This is a genomic window from Roseimaritima multifibrata (assembly GCF_007741495.1).
Classification (GTDB): domain Bacteria; phylum Planctomycetota; class Planctomycetia; order Pirellulales; family Pirellulaceae; genus Roseimaritima; species Roseimaritima multifibrata.
Genome location: NZ_CP036262.1, coordinates 5,247,757 through 5,262,930, shown reverse-complemented (window position 1 = coordinate 5,262,930; position 15,174 = coordinate 5,247,757). Strand labels below are relative to the sequence as shown.

Below are 15,174 nucleotides of genomic sequence, written 5' to 3'. Positions count from 1 at the left end.
GAATACCGGTCATGCGACGCGAAGATTTTGAATTACCGCAACCGCCGCGTACCGACCGACCACTGGATCGTTGGGTCTGTGGGAATGCGGACGCCGGGGAACCGTGCACGCGTGGTCCTGGACCCGACGGATCGTGTTCGTTGGCAGGCCCCTGCCAGCCGATTGGAGATGGAACGTCTTGGAAATGCAGCCGCCCCGCATGCCTGGGTGGTAAGTGTGACCCGGGACCCGGTGGCGATGGCAACTGCGGGTTGATGCCGAACCCCTGTATCCCTCGCTACAGCTGGCACCAACGCAGACGCCAGTGGGTTTTGGGTGGGGCTGCGTTGGCCATCGCCTGTCTCCTATTGATGATTGGTATTCCGGCCGCCGATGAGCCGCTGCGGCCAGGCCCGCTGCACCGGTCCCATGCACAAATCCTTAGCGGAACCTTGCCCAGTCAACGATGTGCCGCCTGCCATCCGGCGGCCCGCGGTTCGCTATTGAATTGGTTTCTGCCGGTAGATGACGACCATTCCAATGTGACCCAAACACAGCTTTGTATGGATTGTCACCATGCGACGATCGCCAAGGACCGGGCGACGTTGGCGCACAATCTGACCGCAGCCGAATTGCAGACCGTTTCGCTGAATTCGACGCGCGCAGGCAAGTCCGCGGCCCCGTCCAGTTGGCACGACAGGATGCCTCGTTCGGCGGTCGGAAACAACACGACCCAGTGTGCGGCTTGCCATCGTGAGCACCATGGCACCGATGGGTCTTTGTCGGCTTTGACCAACCATCAGTGCCAAACATGTCACCAAGATCGTTTTGCTTCGTTTGCTGCCGACCATCCCGACTGGGGAGATTGGGCTTATCGGAAAACCGATGTCATCGCTTTTGATCATGGCTCTCATTTAAGGGAACATTTTGCCGCGAGTGGGCAGGCGGAGTGGCAAACTGGTGTTTCCTGCGTCCGCTGTCATGCGACAACCGATTCGGGAGCGATGGTTCGGTCTGGCGCGTACCAGGAAACCTGTGCAGCGTGTCACGAACAATCACTTCGCTTGCAGGCGGAGGAAGGGGTTGAACTGTTTGCATTGCCGACGCTACCGACCGCGCCGAAGGAAGCCACCGCGTGGCCTGATTCGGCGACCGGGTTTTATGATGGAAAAATTTCTCCATTGACGGCCCTGTTTCTGGCCTCGGATGAACGTCTGGCGGACGCCCTGAAACGCTTGCCGTACGATCGTGATTTCTCAAGAATCCAGCCGGTCCAAGTGGTTCAAGCGAAGGCGGCCGAAACGATTGCACTTGCTATCCAGCAGATGTCCAACCAGATCAAGACCGATGGGCAAACAGGACTGGTTTCAAGCTGGACCGAACTAGGGATTCCGGAAGATCAGGCTCGCAAGTTCGCCGCCGCACTGGAACGAGAAATCGAAGCCTATGCACGCCACACCGCGGAACCTGGCGACCTTCCTCCCAGATTGCGATACGTTGGCAAAGGGCATGCCGATCCGGTTCTGAAGGAACTGATTGAAACCTTGCAAATGTTGCCGAGCGAATCTCCGTATCTTGCGGAATTGCTAAAGACGCCAGCCGTTGCCGCTTGCCTTCGCTGCCATCCCGGAGGTGGTCAGCGGCGAAGTGGGCAGCACGGCGCGTTTGTATGGAGTCCTTTAGAGCAATCGTTAAAGAGTGGGGTGATGGAAAGACCATTCACCAAATTCTCGCATCAGCCTCATTTCAATCTGCCCGTTTTAGCCGATTGCACCCATTGCCATCGCATCGGCGACGAGAAACAAATCGAACTGACAAGTACGGCCAAGCGAGCTCATGACTTCCTGCCGCTCGGTAAAGCGACCTGTGCAGGATGCCATACGGCGTCCGCTGCCGGAGACAGCTGCATCAAGTGCCACAATTACCATGTCGGCGCTGGCCAGCTGGAGTAAACGCTGGGTTGGCCTGTGCAATGCCATCTGCTTTCTTAGCGGAACGGCGCGAGCCGTCCGGCAAATTCATTGTGTTTTCAATACGATTGCCGGTCGGCTTGCGCCGATCCGGCAAGGAAAACCGCCCGCAGATGCCAAAGTCGATGGCATTGGGCGAACCCGATCGTGGGGAAATCGACAGCGGAAACGAACCAGGTTCGCCGTCCCTTTATGTCTGAGCGGGCTGGACAACGCTTGCGAGTTGTTGGTTCATCAAATCGGTGGCTGCGGCGACCGCGTCTTGCCATGCGGACGCTCCAAATTTCTCCGCATATTCGGGACGCTGGTGGGCAAAGATGATTCCGCGGGAATTATTGACAACCGCGCCAAGTCCATTGGGATGGAACCCTGCTGCAACATCTTGGGCACCGCCACCTTGGGCTCCGAAGCCAGGAATCAGGAGGTAGGCCTGCGGCATTGCTTTCCGCAATTCGGCTAGCTGTTCGGGATAGGTTGCTCCCACGACGGCACCGACGGGACCATATCCCGATGCACCAACACGCGTCGCATTTTGTTTTGCAATGTGCTGGGCAACCGTTTGGTAAATGGTTTGTTGATCGGAATCACTCCGCCGATCCTGCAGCATTCCGCCACCGGGATTGGAGGTTTTAACCAACACAAAAATACCTGCGGCGCGTTCATCACAGCGGGCGATAAACGGATCCAAACTATCGGCGCCCAAGTAAGGGCTGACCGTTAGCGAATCACTTCCCCATGGGCTGCGATCGCCGGCCCCAAGGTAGGCGTCGGCGTAGGCTTCGGCGGTGCTGCCGATGTCATTGCGTTTCCCATCCATGATCGTCAACAAGCCCGCGCGATGAGCATGCTGAACAACTCGGTAAAGGGCCTGCATCCCAGCGGGGCCTAGTTGTTCAAAGAAGGCCGCTTGAGGTTTGACGACGGGGACTTTGCCGGCGACCGCATCGATCACGCCGATTGCAAAAGTTTCGTAACTAGCCGCCCAAGCTTCCGGCGATGCATCGTCGGCAAGACGCAGTTCGCCGGGGAGCGAGGCCTTGCGAGGATCAAGGCCAACACAGGTGGCCGAACCCGTTTTGCGGATCTGGGCGGATAGACGGTCGCTAAAAGAGGTGGTCATAAATCAATCCATGCGAACGCCGACTGACAAAAGCAGATTGGCGTAGCGTTGTTGGTCGGCGGTTTGAATGGTCAGTATGTGGTCAGGGGTGGTGACCGCATCGTAAAAAGCCCACTTCTCGGTTGGTTGTAAATCGATTTCCAACCCAGCGGCTTGAATGGTCTGGCGATACTCTTCCCAGACAGGTGGGTCGCCCTCTAAGGCATAGGGCCCATCTTTTTCGGTTTCCATTGTCTGGATCGATTCGATGGGGATCGCTGAAAGAATCGCTTGCAGAACCTGATTGCACGTTACGACACCCGGCATCAGGTTCAAGCTAACCAGCTCGCTCCTGGGGCCGCGTTTTGTCGCCGCGGGGTAATTTCCGTCTGCGATCAAGATCGAACTGTGGTGTCCAGCGGTTCCCAAAATACCATTGATTTGCGGGTGAATCAGTTGATGGCGTAGCATCGCGGATACCGTGAAAAAAAGTGGTACGGATCGAAGAACAGGCGGCAAGCGTGATCGTCTCTTCTGGCAACAGCTTACCGGATCAATAAATCCCTTCAATATGGCGACAGTGCCTGCCCTGACCTCCTCGCCCGACTGCTCCGCTGTCGGCCGGTCGCTCGGTTTATTGGTTCGGCGGACGTATTCGGGGCAGATCCGCTGCCGATCTACCAGTTCGCTTGCCAAAGTCGATTGGGATGCGATTACAATGATCCCTGATTATGTTTCTACTGCTACCTCCGGAGTTTCCCTCATGGCGTCTCGGCGATTGTTTTTAAAAAGTGTTACGACTGCAAGCGTTGCCGCTGGACTAGCGCCCTCTTGGGCCTCCGCAGCAGCACCGCCAGTAGCGGATTCAAAGAAATGGTTGTTAAAAACATTGAAGGTTGGGATGGTTCGGGTCCCCGGAACATTGACCGATAAATTTAAGGCAGCCAAGGCGGCTGGGTTTGATGGAATCGAACTGAGTGCTCCTGGGATCGATATCGAGGCGGCGAAAAAAGCTCGCGATGAAGCCGAATTGCCAATCGATGGAACCGTGAATGGTTCGCACTGGAAAATCCATCACACCGATCCTGATCCAGCGGTCCGCAAGCAAGCTTTGGAAAGCCTTAAAAACGGGATTCGTGAAACGTCTGAACTGGGCGGAGATACCATTCTGTTGGTTCCAGGCGTCGGAGCTGATGGCGAACCGGAAGTCATCTTTAAGCGAGCGGTCGATAATATTCGGCAGGCATTGGGAACGGCTGAAAAATACAACGTCAAAATTGCGATCGAAAACGTTTGGAACCAAATGCTGTATGACCACGGCGGGGATCATAAGCAGACCGCCGAACAATACGTCCGCTTCATTGACGCGTTTGATTCGCCGATGGTGGGCATGCAGTTTGATATCGGGAATCACTGGAAATATGGTGATATGGCGGATTGGATTCGGACCCTGAATCATCGCGTGATCAAGCTGGACGCAAAAGGTTTTTCGCGAGCCAACGATAAGTTCACCAAAATCGGAGAGGGAGACCTCGACTGGGTTTCTGTTCGAGCCGCCCTGAAAGAGATCAAATTCACCGGTTGGGTCGCTGCCGAAGTTGGTGGTGGTGACTTGCAGCGACTGAAGGAAATTAGTCAAAACCTGGATGACCATTTGGTGAACGAACCTGCCTAGTAAGGCGGTCGGGTCTTCGCCGGCGAAGCCTTGGGCTTTCGCCGGGCTTGTGGGGGGAGCCGGTAGCTAGCCGTTGCCGCTCCGCCAGGATGAATGCGGAGCGGGGGCTGAAAAATACAGGGGCCAAAGGACGCAGGGCCTAAAGCATTAAGCCTTTAATAGATCGACGCATGGCTTGTCCCGCGGCAGGGAAATTACCGTGCGAGGTAAATTGCGGGGCCTTTCAACGTTAAAAAAGCCGAAGCCCTACGCGAGTAGAATGGCGACGGCGTGTCCTTGTGCCGTGTGGCAGACGCACAGGACCAACCGTTTTTCTAACGGTTGAGGTTCGGAGGGAAGCGTGAAAGGAAAATCCTTGTGCCACGCTTCGGACGTCCTCGCTGGCGGCACGGTTCCGTGCTGGAGCGCTAGGACTCCGGTGACGACTGCCAGGGTTCCCGAGGCGGCGCCGCAGTGCCCCGTGGAGGCCATCGGCGTGGTTATGGCCGCCTGTGAAAGCTGGCTGGTGAGCGCTTGTAGTTCCGCCGCGTCCTGTTCGGGGTCGCCCATCGCATGCGAGACAACCAACCCGATCTCTTCGCTCTGGCGTCCCGCTTGTTTTAGAGCCGCCTGAATCGCCAGTTCAATTGCTCGCTGGCTTCCGCGTTGTTGCGAGGGGACAAATCGGACAGCCGATCCGACGACCGTCGCCAAGGTTTTGGCGCCTCGTCGAGTCGCTAATTCGCTGCTTTCCAGCAGGAGCGTCGCGGCTGCTTCGCCGCCAACCATCCCGCCGCGGTCTGGAGCAAAAGGTCGAGACCAATTTTCGGGGCTGGAGGCTGCTGGGGCCAAGGGGACTCGTCCGTGATAGACGATTCCCGACTCGTTGGTGCGATTTCCCGCGGCGCCACTAAACACGGCATCCGCAATCCCTCGCTCGATGCAGGACATCGATTCCAGGATAGCGGCAGGGCCGGAAGTGTCCCCCAGAACCAAGGTATTGTTCGGGCCAAAGGCTTGGACGGCGATCCCGACGTGGCAGGCAGCCATGTTGGGTAGGTACTTTAGCATCCACAGCGGATAGATCTCTTTCATCGCCACTTTGCCGAAGTGAACGATGGGACTGCTTTCCGGGTCGTCCGATGTGTCGATCGTCCCCGCCAATTCTTCAGGCGACCCATAAAACATCTCCGATCCAAAAACGGTCCCGATCCGCCCACGATCGAAAGAGGCTTCCTGATCAAGGAATGCTTCGAATCCGCTGTCGGTAAATGCCATCCGAGAAGCCGCAAAGGAGGTTTGCAGTTCCCTGCACATCACCTTCAGGGCTTTTCGGGGCCGGACAAAGGCCTTGGGGTCGAAATCGGGGATGATCCCACCGATGTCTCCCGGCTGCGGCGGCGAACTGGCATGCGGCAGAGTGGTCAGGCCGCTCTTTTTGTTACAAAGCGCATTCCAATAGCTATCCGCGCCAACACCGATTGGGGTGACAGCACCAATACCCGTCACAACGACTTGAAGGCCTTGTGGCATCGTGATTTACAAACAAATAAGGAGATCGGAAGGTCGGACGAATTCTAACCACAATGCTGGCTATGCGAAACAGTAGCATGAGGGAGAGGCCCAAATCAGGACTTTCCTGGAAGAAACTGGGCCGGTTTTGAACGGATGGGGGGGCTGTGACCTACAGGAAATCACGTAGGGAATCGACTGCCAGCGGTTCGCGGGTCGCAAAAGGTTCACCGTATTTGCGGTTGATCAGCCTTCCCCAGTGAGCCCCATCGTCGCGAAATCGGTCCATCAGAGTCGGCGGTTCGGTGGGACGCCCTGTGATAAATTGACTTTCATAGGCGTTGATCGCTTCCCATTTCTTCTCCCATTCGTCGCTGATGTCAACGATGACGGCCGGTTGAACTGCCAGGCGAAGATGAATCGAAAAGTAGTAGTAGATCCGTTCCGGGTGATAAGGTTCGCCCGGCAGGTCGGTTTTGGATAGTTTTGCCCAAAAGCGAGCCGCTTCGACCAGTTCGGTGGCCGCGACGTGGTCGGGGTGGGCGTCCTCCCAGTACGGGGCGAATAGCCAGCGAGGGCGGGTTTGCCGGATATACCCGGCAATAATCGCCCTCGCTTCTAAAGTCGGTTGGAGGGATCGATTGGGAAGGCCCGCATTTTTTCGCCAGCGGACTCCCAACGCCTCGGACGCTGCCGCCGTTTCGGCAGCCCGGATCGATTCGCTTCCGTGAGGCGTCGGTTCCCCGGTGGTTAAATCCAGGATCCCCACGTCCCAGCCAGCCGCGATCATTTTAGCGATCGTTCCACCCATGCTAAGTTCCGCATCATCGGGGTGTGGAGCGATAACAAGCATGTCCATTATTCAAGACTTTCGGAGGGGGATGATGGGGTAACGCGAGGAGGAAGGCGGTAGGCAATCGCTTCGCGGGCGTTGCGAATCAGAAGGATTCGCCCGGCGACCGCAGGGTAGTTCCACGTTTTCGCAGACAGCCCCGGCAAACGGGTGAGTTCCTGAAAGGATTGCTCGTCGCAGCGGACCAGTGCAATCGCCCCCGGTTCGCTTTGAGCCAGCAAAACGTCTTCGATTCGCAGCACTTGTCCCTGTCCGTATCGGTCGCCGCGTGACTGCCGCCAAAGCCGTTTCGGTTTTCGCAGGTCCACACACTCCAGCGTGCCGTCGGACAATCCATAGGCAATGTCGCCATCCAGTACGGCGTTTGTGAATTTGGTTTTCAGGATCCGTGAATCGGCCCATTCCGTCGTTACCCGTTCGTCGACGTCCGCGTCCATGTCGATCGAGAGCATTTTTGAGCCGCCTCCGTAGCCTTTGCCCAGCAATAATTGGTCGCTTTGATACGGGATCGGGCTGGCACAGTTCGCCCCTCCGTTGCTGGCGCCCGGCCAATCGGCGGTCCACAGAACCTCGCCGTTTTCGATGGCATGCCCGGTTACGTTCGATTCATTGACCGAGACGATTTGTGGTTGGTCATCCAGGGTTGCCAGGATGGGAGAGGCGTAACTGATTTGCGTTTGTCCTCCGGTCCACAGCACTTCGCCGGTGGAGGCGTCGAATGCGATCAGGCTGCTGACCGGTATTTCGGGTTGCGAATCGGGGGCCAAGGGGCTGTCCGGTTCCGAAGGGCCGCCATAGGGAACCACAACGATCGTCCGCTCTTCCGTGTCGACAATCAGCGGCGATCCGGACCGGCCCCAAGTGACGGCTTGTTCCGCTTCGGCTTGCGTCAGCCCGGCTCGTTTGAATAGGTCGTGTTGCCAGATCGGCTGCCCGGTTGCGCCATCCAAACAGACGACCACGCCGACGGCTGTCTGGGCGTAGACGTTACCCTGGAAAATCGTTGGAGTGCCGCGAGGGCCCGTTCCACCTAGCCCGTTGTAGTGGGCTCCGGGGGTTGCTTGGTACCAAATCAATTCCCCGTCGTCGATCCGGTAGCAGGTGATCCACTGCTCGCCAGATTCCCCTTCGCCACGCTGTTCCTGCGTAATCGCGTAATCTCCCGCGATCGCGAACCCCGACCACGCGGGACCGACGGTTTTCTTCCATAAAACTTCTGCGTCGGTCCAGTCGGTGGAAAATTCGCGAACCGGAACGACGCCGTTTCGCATGTTTCCCAAGAATCCTGCGAATTCCGGAACCTGCGTCACTTGCAGATCGGCCGTTCCCAGACCTTGCGATGCGACCGGGGGACGCCGGAGTGAACGTAATTCAAAGGTCGGCACCAATTCGCCGGTCACTCCGGTGATCTTGTAAAGCGATAGAAACAGTGCCACCGCTGCGATCACGGATAACGTTGGGATCCACCTTAGGACTGGCATCGGTCCCCGCCGAATCGACCAAACACTAAGCGAAACCAAGGCAATCACGCCAAGAACGTAGCTGCCCATGTTCATCCATTGATTGTCTGTCCAGGGTTTGACCCCTTGGCAAATCAACAGCAGAACCACGCATGCCAGGGCAACCCAGAAACCATAATGAGGGCGGCGCGGTGTCTCTTTGGGAATATCCATTCGGAACCTAGGTCCATCCCGCAATATCGAGGTTGTGCTTGTAAGGAGCCGATGTTTTTCGATTTTAAGCCATGCGGCGTTCTTCGAGTTTAAGCCATGCGGATTGGATTCATCCAGGAGGTCCCTATTCTTCCATGACCAATTTCGCCGGATTGCAGCCCTTGAAACCTGCTTGCTGCCCTGCCCTCTTGGGCGAGGTGGGGGCGCCACTGCAGGTGGACGTAACGAGAGTGACCGTCTTTCCAAGGGGGGATGGGGACGAGGCCCGGTGTCGACGGTGGGCGTCCCGTGGGCGGGGGATGATTAATTCCGTCTACGTGGTTACCGATTCGCCCTGATTTGGTGGTCAGTGGGGGACCGTCGATTGTCGCCCAGAGATTGGCCCGCTACACTGCGGCTTAATAGTTTGCAAAGCATCATTGGTCCTCCGGAGAGCAGAATGTCTACGGCTGTCAGTCGCGAACCGTCCAAGAAAGACCCGCTAAACCTGACACTACAAGGGCAGGACATACAACTTCCGGTTCTTGAGGGAACCGAAGGGGAAGTTGCGATCGATATCAGTCAGCTACGTAAGCTGACCGGGGCGATTACTTTGGATGAAGGTTTCGTTAATACCGGTAGCACCACCAGCGCGATTACCTTTTTAGACGGCGAAAAAGGAATCCTGCGTTATCGTGGTTACCCGATCGAAGTTCTCGCCCAAAATTGCGATTTCCTAGAAATCAGTTACCTGCTGATCTACGGCGATTTGCCTAACGCGGCTCAAGCGGCTGAGTTCCGCAGCAACATTCGTGAACATACCCTGATCCACGAAGAGATGCGTTCGTTCTACGATGGCTTCCCTCGCGATGCCCATCCGATGGCGATTTTGAGCAGTGTGGTTGGAGGCCTGTCGACCTTCTATCAAGATTCACTTGATCCTTCCGATCCGCGACAAGTGGAAATCTCCATTCATCGCTTGTTGGCAAAACTGCCGACAATCGCTGCTTATAGCTATAAGAAATCAAACGGCCAGCCGTTCATGTACCCGCAGAACCGCCTGGGGTACTGCGAGAATTTCTTGCAAATGATGTTTGCCACGCCGACGGAATCTTACGAAATCGATCCCGATTTTGCCGATGCACTGCGGTTGCTGTTGATTGTCCATGCCGACCATGAACAAAACTGTAGTACCTCGACCGTGCGGATGGTGGGCAGTAGTAACGCAAACCTGTTCGCTTCAATCTCCGCAGGAATTTGTGCCCTGTGGGGGCCATTGCACGGTGGAGCCAACGAAGCGTGCGTCAATATGCTTGAACAGATCGTCGCCGATGGTGGCGACGTCCAGAAGTATATCGATATGGCGAAAGATAAAACAAACAACTTCCGCTTGATGGGCTTTGGTCACCGCGTCTATAAAAACTTTGACCCGCGTGCCAAGATTATTAAGGCCAGCTGCGATCGCTTGCTGGAAAAACTAGACCTGGATGATCCGCTTTTCGAAGTCGCTCAGCGATTGGAGGAATCGGCGTTGCAGGATGAGTATTTCGTTGAACGAAAACTTTATCCGAATGTCGACTTCTATTCGGGTGTGATCTATCGAGCCTTGGGAATTCCGGTGCAGATGTTTACGGTCCTGTTTGCGATCGGCCGGTTGCCCGGCTGGATTGCCCATTGGCATGAAATGCATCAGTCCCCAGGGAAACGTATCTATCGCCCTCGTCAGGTTTACACTGGGGCGACCGAACGTGCATTTGTGCCTCTGGATCAGCGGCCATAGAAGAGGATACGTTCCTGATCGCACTGAATCGAACTTTGAATGATTTTTGCGGATGACCTTTGCGGATGATTTTACTGCTCGATAATTACGATTCCTTCGTTCAGAACCTGGCTCGCTATTTGCGATTGCTGGGGAAAGAAACCAAGGTGATCCGTAGTGACCAGATTACGGTTGCGGAAATCGAGCAACTCGATCCGGCAGCGATTGTTCTGTCGCCGGGACCACACGGTCCGGCCGATGTCGGTTGTGGAGTGGAAGTGGTGCAGCAACTGCACATGCAGATTCCGATTCTTGGGGTCTGCTTGGGGCACCAGACGATCGCTCATGCGTTCGGCGCAACGGTCGCTCCCTGCCCTACCATGCATGGCCAAAGTAGTCGGCTGAGCCATTCAGGGCTTTCTGTTTTTGCCGGCTTGCCCTCCTCCTTTTCGGTTGGCCGATACCACGCCCTCTCGGTACGACGCGACTCTTTGCCCGACTGTTTGCAAGTGACCGCGGTCAGTGAAGATGGCCAAATCATGGGGGTCCAGCACCAAGACTGGCCCGTTCACGGCGTTCAGTTTCATCCTGAATCGGTGCTGACTCAGTTTGGGATGGAAATCTTGCAAAATTTTTGTGCGGTCCGGAAACCTGCGACTGTGGCAACATCGTGATCCTGGAATCTCTGGTCACGACGGTCGATGCCACTGGGAAACCTCATCTTGCTCCTTTGGGGCCCGTTGTTGATCGGCAGTTCGAAAGTTTCCAATTGCATCCGTTTGTCGGGACGCGGACTTTCGCTAATTTGCAGGCGACCGGCAGAGCCGTTGTCCATGTCACGGATGATTCCCTGCTGTTGGCGCGATCGGCCATCGGATATGTCCCGGCCGAAACGCTGGTTGAATGGGTAGATATCGCGGGCGATCGCTTTCCTGTCTTAAAGGACTGCTGCCGCTGGTATGCACTGCAGATGACCGACTGGGAGGATCACCCCCAGCGACCGACGGTGCAATCCGTTATCTTGCAGCAGCAGCGAGTACGCGATTTTTTTGGCTTCAATCGAGCTCAGTCGGCGGTGGTTGAAGCGGCCATCTTGGCGACTCGCGTTCACCTGATTACCGATGACGTCCTTCGTCCCCAGCTACAACAATTGGCCACATTGGTCGAGCGGACCGGCGGAGACAACGAACAGCAAGCTTTTGCGCTGCTTGAGAAATACATTGACCAAACGGCCTCCAAACGTGAACTCTGATCGCTCGGGTATCGATATTCGGACCGGGGCACGGTTGCATTTTGGATTGCTTGATACCATGGCTCCATTCGGTGGCGTGGGGTTGATGATCGATCGCCCGCAGACGTTTGTTCGCGTCGAGCCAGGCGAACGTTTTGCGGTTCGCACGCCCGCGGTATCCGAACAACTGGATCGAGGTCAATCCGATCGCGATAAAGCGGATGTCGAGCAACGCGTGTTGAGTGTGACTCGCCGATTCTGTCAACAATTTGCGGCCGATTTTCCGGAACTGCCTGCGGTGACGTGCACGGTTTTCCAGCGTCCCGCAGCCCACACGGGACTGGGAACAGGGACTCAGTTGGCCTTGGCCATCGCCAGTGGCTTATGCCAACATTTGAAGCCAACCTTTGCAACCAAGCGGATCATCCAGACCGTCGCGGGTCGCGGCGCTCGTTCTGGAGTCGGTAACGAAGGTTTTTTCTCTGGAGGTATGATCGTCGATACGCCACCCGTGCGAGCGATCGACTTTCCCGGTGAATGGACGATGGTGCTGTTGCAGCCTCAGGTGGCTTTAGAACCGGTTGCTGGTTTGGAAGAGAGTCAGCGGTTTTCGCAATTGCCGGTCCCTGCGGAGTCCCATCGGCGGTCACTGATGGAGGGGCTACAGCGTTTGGTCTCCGCCGTCGAACAACAGAACTTCGCGGAGTTTTCCGAAGCCGTCTACGAGTACAATCATCGCAGCGGAGAATTGTTTAAAGCCAGCCAGGGGGGCGCCTATAACGGAGCGGAAGTGACCCGGTTGATTACTCAGCTTCGAGAGATGGGGATTCAGGGCGTCGGGCAAAGTTCTTGGGGGCCCACGGTCTTCGCCTGTTTCCCAACGCGTTCGGATGCCGAAACATTTTGTCAGTTTCCTCCAGCAGCATCCAGCACCGCCACCTTGGTCAGCGCCCAAGCCATTCGGCACTAGGGTGTCGGGATGGTCTTTTTAATCCAGCGATTGGCAGATGCATTGCTGTTGGGGATAAGCCAAGGATCCGCGTCGCAAGCGAATCGCGACTTTGAATAATCGGACTCGCACGCATGCAGCTAGTATACTAGGGGACGCGGCAACAAGCGGTGGATGGATGCGCCGCAGCGCTGTAAACAGATCCCCAAGATCCCTTCATTTTAAACCATCCCAAGCACCGTGATTGACATGTCTTTCCCACGCCAACGCGTTGCCGAATGGATGGATGATCCTGCGTTGTCGCCAGAACGACATCGCCATGCCCTGCTGGGGTTGCATCGGCTGAATCAAATCAGCGGTGTGTCGGGCGCGATGATGCGGCAGTTGATGCGGTTTGCGGCAGCCACGCCGCACCGTCCGTTAAAGGTTCTGGACATCGCGGCGGGGAGTGGTGACCTGCCGATTGCGTGGCTTTCAATGGCTCGTCGACGTGGGATCCAGTTGTCGGTGACCGCGTTGGACATCAGCGACGTGGCTTTGCAGACCGCCAGCAAATGGGCGGCTGAGGCAGGCGTTGAACTGGGGACGATCTGTCGTGATTGCCTGCAAGACGGGCTGCCGGATGGTTTTGATATTGTGACCTGTTCCCTCTTTATGCATCACCTTGATCCACCCGATGTCAGTCGTTTGGTTCAGGAAATGTGGCGTGCAAGTGAGCGAGCGGTCGTGATTTGTGATTTGGAGCGATCTCGTATGAATCTGGCGTTGATTGCTGCATCCGCACGGTTGGTGACTCGCAGCGATGTCGTCCATTTTGATGCGTCGGCAAGCGTCCGCGGAGCTTATACCCGCGCGGAGTTCGCAACGCTGGTCCAGCAGTCGCTTGGTTTGAACGTCGCCATTCGCCGCTCACTCCCTTGTCGGTGGATGGCGGTCATCGACCAACAAAGCAAAGCTGAAATCGTCCCTCGAACGGAATCTGAGTTGACGGGCGACTTGCTATGAAAACTGGGGTGCAAAGATCTCCAGTGGAATCATTTGATTCGATCTCGGCCAGTCATCGAGTGTTGGTCGTTGGGGGGGGCGTGTCGGGCTGTGCCGCAGCGATTCGTTTACGGCATCTTGGGTTCGACGTGACGTTGATGGAGCGGGCCCGTTTTCCGCGTGAAAAAATTTGTGGTTGTTGCTTAGGGGCAGCCGGGGTTACCGCGCTTGATGCACTTGGATTGGGCGATGGCGTTCGGCGTTTAGGCGTGCCGACACACACGTTTGTCGGATACTTGCAAACGGCGCGACCGTTGAAAGATTCTCCGTCAAACACCGACGGCATCTGTCGGCCGCCGGTTCGGTTGCCGATCGTTCCTGGCGTTGCGATTTCAAGAAGCGTATTAGACACCTATCTTTTAGAGCAGGCGAAACGAGCCGGCGTCGACGTGCTTCAGCCTCACGAGGCCCAGGTCTTACGTAGTGATTCGACGTCGGTGACCGTCCGGCATCGGCCGCGGGTGGAACAGGCGAACCAGGTTTCAGCGGATCGTGAAAACAACGGCGCCGCCAATAGTGGCAATGGTTCGTGGACGACGACCACCGAATACTCCTCGGTTATCTTGGCGACGGGATTGACCGGTCCATTTCAAGGTCGGATCGACCCTGAACTACAGGGGGATGTGCCGGCAGAAAATTCTTCTGGCGATGCTTGCCAGACTTCGCCCACACGGTGGGATCTGCCTTGGATCGAGCCGCCTCATGGGCCGCTTGGGATCGCCGCTCATGTTCCGGGCGATCATCCGCTTGCTGCCGCTTGGCCGATTCCAGTTGGCGAAATTCAGATGGTTTGTGGCGATGACGGGTACGTCGGCATGGTGCGCATGCCCAACGGAGCGATTGATATCGCGGCTGCATTGCGTTCACGTGGCAAAGGGAAAACCTCCTCGATGGGACAGCGATCGCCAGTGGATCGGGTGGTCCGGTTATTGCTCAGCCATCCAGATCTGAACAGTCATTCTGAACGGAACCGTCTTCCTGATCAGAGCTGGCAAAGCTGGCTCCAGCAGGATGCGGTTTGGATGTCCGCGCCGCCACTGCGGCGGCAAAGGCAAGCCGGTCAGGGACGTGTCGTGGCGATTGGCGATTGTGCTCGCTATGTCGAACCCTTAACGGGAGAAGGCATGACATGGGGTATCGAAAGCGGCATCGCGGTGGCCGACCTATTGCATCGAATGGGCGAGACAGGACCGTTGTCGCCAAAGGTTGACGACGCCAACGGCGAAGATTTCGCTCGGTTATGGCAACGGCATTTACCCGCGATTCAAACCAAACGGCGTGTTCTCTGTGGGCTTGTTACCGCTGCACTTCGTTATCGCAACTTTCGCCGGGTGACGCGGATTGGGCTGTCTTATGCTGGTTGGATGGCCAAGCCGTTGACGTGGGGGGTGGCAGCAGGCCCTCGTTTTGAATCGACTAGTGACGCTCCCGATGGTTAAAGCCTTTCCAGATTTTCCACGCGATCTTACAAC

Annotated in this window: 13 protein-coding genes; 8 read left to right on the top strand and 5 right to left on the bottom strand. The window is 56.6% G+C overall.

Annotated features, from left to right (window positions below; genetic code table 11):
• Positions 1-11 precede the first annotated feature (11 nt).
• A complete protein-coding gene (locus tag FF011L_RS19080) occupies positions 12-1,931 on the top strand; it encodes a hypothetical protein (RefSeq protein ID WP_145353347.1) in 1,920 nt (639 codons plus the stop codon).
• A 208-nt stretch (positions 1,932-2,139) separates the two neighbouring features.
• Here the strand turns inward: FF011L_RS19080 and pyrF are convergent, their stop codons facing one another.
• Complete coding sequence (pyrF, locus tag FF011L_RS19075; protein ID WP_145353345.1) at positions 2,140-3,069, bottom strand: orotidine-5'-phosphate decarboxylase; 930 nt, start codon at positions 3,067-3,069, stop codon at positions 2,140-2,142.
• A gap of 3 nt (positions 3,070-3,072) precedes the next feature.
• Positions 3,073-3,519 (bottom strand): RbsD/FucU family protein, encoded by a 447-nt coding sequence (locus FF011L_RS19070; protein ID WP_145353343.1) that lies wholly within the window; start codon positions 3,517-3,519, stop codon positions 3,073-3,075.
• Positions 3,520-3,619: 100 nt separating this feature from the next.
• Here FF011L_RS19070 and FF011L_RS19065 point away from each other — a divergent pair, with 100 nt between their 5' ends.
• Positions 3,620-4,723, top strand: coding sequence for a sugar phosphate isomerase/epimerase family protein (locus tag FF011L_RS19065; protein WP_246109512.1), 1,104 nt, complete (start codon positions 3,620-3,622; stop codon positions 4,721-4,723).
• A gap of 246 nt (positions 4,724-4,969) precedes the next feature.
• Here FF011L_RS19065 and FF011L_RS19060 read toward each other — a convergent pair whose 3' ends face one another.
• The 3 genes from FF011L_RS19060 to FF011L_RS19050 form a co-directional block, all read right to left on the bottom strand.
• On the bottom strand, positions 4,970-6,235 hold the full coding sequence (locus tag FF011L_RS19060) for a beta-ketoacyl-[acyl-carrier-protein] synthase family protein (RefSeq protein WP_145353341.1): 1,266 nt from the start codon (positions 6,233-6,235) through the stop codon (positions 4,970-4,972).
• Positions 6,236-6,386: 151 nt separating this feature from the next.
• Positions 6,387-7,073, bottom strand: a complete 687-nt coding sequence (gene bshB1 / locus FF011L_RS19055; protein ID WP_145353339.1) for a bacillithiol biosynthesis deacetylase BshB1 — start codon at positions 7,071-7,073, stop codon at positions 6,387-6,389.
• Entirely contained in the window at positions 7,073-8,740 is a 1,668-nt protein-coding gene (locus tag FF011L_RS19050; protein ID WP_145353337.1) for an outer membrane protein assembly factor BamB family protein, read from the bottom strand. The genes bshB1 and FF011L_RS19050 overlap by 1 nt, the downstream gene beginning before the upstream one ends.
• Before the next feature lie 439 nt (positions 8,741-9,179).
• On the opposite strand from FF011L_RS19050, the gene FF011L_RS19045 reads away from it, so the two are divergent.
• From FF011L_RS19045 to FF011L_RS19020, 6 genes are all read left to right on the top strand, one after another.
• On the top strand, positions 9,180-10,499 hold the full coding sequence (locus FF011L_RS19045) for a citrate synthase (protein ID WP_145353335.1): 1,320 nt from the start codon (positions 9,180-9,182) through the stop codon (positions 10,497-10,499).
• Between the two features lie 65 nt (positions 10,500-10,564).
• The gene (locus FF011L_RS19040; protein WP_145353333.1) at positions 10,565-11,152 is read left to right on the top strand and encodes an anthranilate synthase component II; all 588 of its coding nucleotides are present in this window, start codon (positions 10,565-10,567) and stop codon (positions 11,150-11,152) included.
• Positions 11,149-11,730 (top strand): DUF447 domain-containing protein, encoded by a 582-nt coding sequence (locus FF011L_RS19035; RefSeq protein WP_218932737.1) that lies wholly within the window; start codon positions 11,149-11,151, stop codon positions 11,728-11,730. Before FF011L_RS19040 ends, FF011L_RS19035 begins: the two co-directional genes overlap by 4 nt.
• Positions 11,720-12,679: a hypothetical protein gene (locus FF011L_RS19030; RefSeq protein WP_145353329.1), complete on the top strand. Its 960-nt coding sequence runs from the start codon at positions 11,720-11,722 to the stop codon at positions 12,677-12,679. Before FF011L_RS19035 ends, FF011L_RS19030 begins: the two co-directional genes overlap by 11 nt.
• 228 nt (positions 12,680-12,907) lie before the next feature.
• Positions 12,908-13,663 carry a methyltransferase domain-containing protein gene (locus FF011L_RS19025; protein WP_145355600.1) on the top strand — a complete coding sequence of 252 codons (756 nt, stop codon included), beginning with the start codon at positions 12,908-12,910 and terminating at the stop codon, positions 13,661-13,663.
• A gap of 23 nt (positions 13,664-13,686) precedes the next feature.
• On the top strand, positions 13,687-15,141 hold the full coding sequence (locus FF011L_RS19020; RefSeq protein WP_246109511.1) for an NAD(P)/FAD-dependent oxidoreductase: 1,455 nt from the start codon (positions 13,687-13,689) through the stop codon (positions 15,139-15,141).
• Positions 15,142-15,174: the final 33 nt, after the last annotated feature.